Annotated in this window: 5 protein-coding genes; 3 read left to right on the top strand and 2 right to left on the bottom strand. The window is 48.1% G+C overall.

Translation table 11 applies throughout. The features are described from left to right. Positions 1-615, top strand: a 615-nt coding sequence (locus NCN04_RS10295) for an ATP-binding cassette domain-containing protein (protein ID WP_250396040.1), incomplete at its 5' end; no start/stop codon positions are given. 299 nt (positions 616-914) lie between these two features. After that, a complete protein-coding gene (locus NCN04_RS10290) occupies positions 915-1,430 on the top strand; it encodes a CAAD domain-containing protein (RefSeq protein WP_250396039.1) in 516 nt (171 codons plus the stop codon). 17 nt (positions 1,431-1,447) lie between these two features. Here the strand turns inward: NCN04_RS10290 and NCN04_RS10285 are convergent, their stop codons facing one another. Next, positions 1,448-1,939 (bottom strand): hypothetical protein, encoded by a 492-nt coding sequence (locus NCN04_RS10285; RefSeq protein WP_250396038.1) that lies wholly within the window; start codon positions 1,937-1,939, stop codon positions 1,448-1,450. On the opposite strand from NCN04_RS10285, the gene NCN04_RS10280 reads away from it, so the two are divergent. Then, complete coding sequence (locus NCN04_RS10280; protein WP_250396037.1) at positions 1,939-2,205, top strand: hypothetical protein; 267 nt, start codon at positions 1,939-1,941, stop codon at positions 2,203-2,205. The two genes, NCN04_RS10285 and NCN04_RS10280, sit on opposite strands and share 1 nt — an antisense overlap. On the opposite strand, the gene NCN04_RS10275 is transcribed toward NCN04_RS10280, so the two are convergent. Continuing rightward, the coding region (locus NCN04_RS10275) for a thiamine pyrophosphate-dependent enzyme (protein WP_250396036.1) at positions 2,194-2,720 on the bottom strand (527 nt) is incomplete at its 5' end. The two genes, NCN04_RS10280 and NCN04_RS10275, sit on opposite strands and share 12 nt — an antisense overlap.

Raw genomic sequence — 2,720 nt, 5'->3', positions numbered from 1 at the left:
TTAGTGAAGCCAGATTCTCATTTTAAACTGTTTGGTCAAAGCACGATCAATATTTGGCAGCTACGCTCCTCACTTGGACTTGCAAGCAGTGATCTCGAGACACGATTTTCTCCAAAAATTCGTGCAAAAGAATTAATTTTGAGTGGTTTTTTTGGATCTACGAGACTTGGTCGTGATCAGATCCCTAATTCGAAACAGCTAGAACGAAGCGAATCACTTCTGGCACAATTGAATCTTGATACTTTTGCGGAGCAACCTTTTGGAGAATTATCAGATGGCCAACGTCGTCGGTTGATGATTGCAAGAGCACTCGTGCACGACCCCAAGGTCTTGGTTCTTGATGAACCTTGTAGAGCTCTCGATCTCAAGGCATGCCATCAACTCCTGGATACGATGCGGAAACTATGCCATCAAGGCACCACTCTGCTTGTCATCACGCATCGCATCGACACCATCATTCCAGAAATGAGCAGAATTTTGTTCGTTAAGCATGGAAGACTCTGTGGGGATGGAACTCCCAGGCAATTACTGCTGGATCACAAGCTGAGCAATCTGTTCGCAACCCCCTTACGCGTCTTTGAACACAAGGGTTACAGACAAGTTCTGCCAGGTTAAAAAATCACTGCTAGGCAGAGCCATTACTGATGCTTGTCTCAAACGATAGCGGATAGCGAGATTCGCCTATAGCAATCACACCGTGACTTATAAAGGCATCAGATTGAGAGTGACTCATCAATGATTCCCCTTTTCAGTGTTGACTCTAAAAAATGTACATTTGTTACCTAGAAGATGGAGCATTGTTGCATTTTAGAAACTTTACGATGAGATTTGTGTTTAGATTTAATGTTTCCTTAAATCCACATTCTTCTTGTATCATATTGGCTCATAGTAAGGAGATGTTATTGATAGGTGAGATGGAGAAAGACAATTCAGCCAATCAAGAGGAATTGCCGTTCAAAGAGCCAGATGACGTCTCGCCTATCGAGCTGAATTCAGAGGAAGCAGAACAACCTCAATCACTTCCGGAACCAGTTATAGCTGTTGCTCCAGAAGCTGGTGAAATTGATGTTGTTTCTTCCCAAGACGAAGACAGCAAAGAGACTCCACCTAATGTTTCTCAACTCTTTGAGTATCTCAAGCAAGGAATGGAGTCGTTACGAGGACTCAATCTTGAAGGATTTAGGCACATCTATCCAGTATTTCTCTCCATTTTCGGAGCGATCCTGCTTGGTTTGGCACTTTTAATGACGATTAATCTATTGCACTCAATGAATCAACTACCTCTTTTTGGTGGTGTGCTTGGGAGTATTGCAGAGCTTATAGGGCTTGTGGCTTTGGTTCGATTTGTGACTTCTAACCTATTAAAGCAACAAAAGAGAGCTGAATTATTGACACGTATTGCACATTTAAAAAAGGAACTTCTTGGTTGAACCTCTCAATTACGGGATCAAGACAAAGAACAGGTGTGAATGGTGAAGCATGCAGCGATATCGGCGGGGCCGTTGATCGTAAGCGGATGAGTGACTGCGCTGATCCGCTGAAACAACAGTGGACCTTCTGGAAGTGGAAGTCGCTGAGCTAGCTCCTGCCTTTGCTCAAGAGTATCTTGGCAATACAGCAAGCTCAGATGCGGATCAAGCCGGTATCCGCAATCAGACGCTGAGCGTTGACGTAGCTGGATGAACCAAGGGAACAGTTCGGCCCTGGCTCCAGTGTTGAAGCGAAGAACAAGACTCTGCGTGTAAATCCGAGTGGCTTCAATCGCTTTAGGCCAAAGCTGCACAGGTTGACGGCAATCGGCGAGCTTCTGAAGTCGATCGATCACTTGCTCTTGGCTGGCATCAGGAGCGCCATCAAGAGGCTCGCTGTAGAGCGTGATATGCGGAGGCAATGTGCAAGCCATGACCGACTGACAGGCCAGCGCAGAAAGTTGATCCAATGCCGCCTGATCCTTCCCGCCGGGAAGCAGCCAATACGACACAGCTTGAGCAGACGTTATCAATGCAGGTGGTAGCAACAGATGTCAACAATGGTGTTCTGATGATCGAAGAACAATCCCTTGAGTTCGTACTAGCTGGCAACGGTCAAAGGGAGCTCCCAGCACGATCATCATCGCTGCCATTAGCGAGAGGAATCAATGCTCTGTATCGACCCGGCACAGCTGATCCGTTAAACATTGCCATAGGAGAGCCTTTAGTCAGGTAACGCCGATTTAGGAGTCGTCGTCTGGTGAAAGATTTCAATGACCTCCTCCGCTAGGGGCTGGCTCTCTTCAGCAGGAATGAGCACTTCGAGGTAAGCAGCACCTTGATGAGCGCTGATTGCGGAGAATGCTTGCTCAAGTTCCGCAACGGTTCCAGCCCGTCCACACCACCAACCCTTGCAGCCAAGGGCAGCAGGAATGTTTGAGTAGCGCCAAGGCGGCAAATCGTTGTAGGCATGTCCCGTTTCACTGATCAACGCCTCGATCCCATGGAGGCCATTATTCAGAACGATCACCACTGGATTTACCCCTGTAAAGCCCATCACCCCGATTTCCTGCACCGTGAGCTGGTGGGCGCCATCACCGGTGACCAAAACGACCCGACGCTCGGGTTCAGCTAAAGCGCATCCAAGAGCTGCCGGTGTGCCCCATCCGATCGATCCCCAGAGGGTTTGACTTTCCATTGTCACGCCGTCCGGTAGCCGGATGGCGTTGAGTTTCAACAGGCATGTGCCGG

It is taken from the genome of Synechococcus sp. MU1655 (assembly GCF_023630655.1).
GTDB lineage: Bacteria > Cyanobacteriota > Cyanobacteriia > PCC-6307 > Cyanobiaceae > Synechococcus_C.
This window is presented reverse-complemented; position numbering and strand designations above follow the sequence as displayed.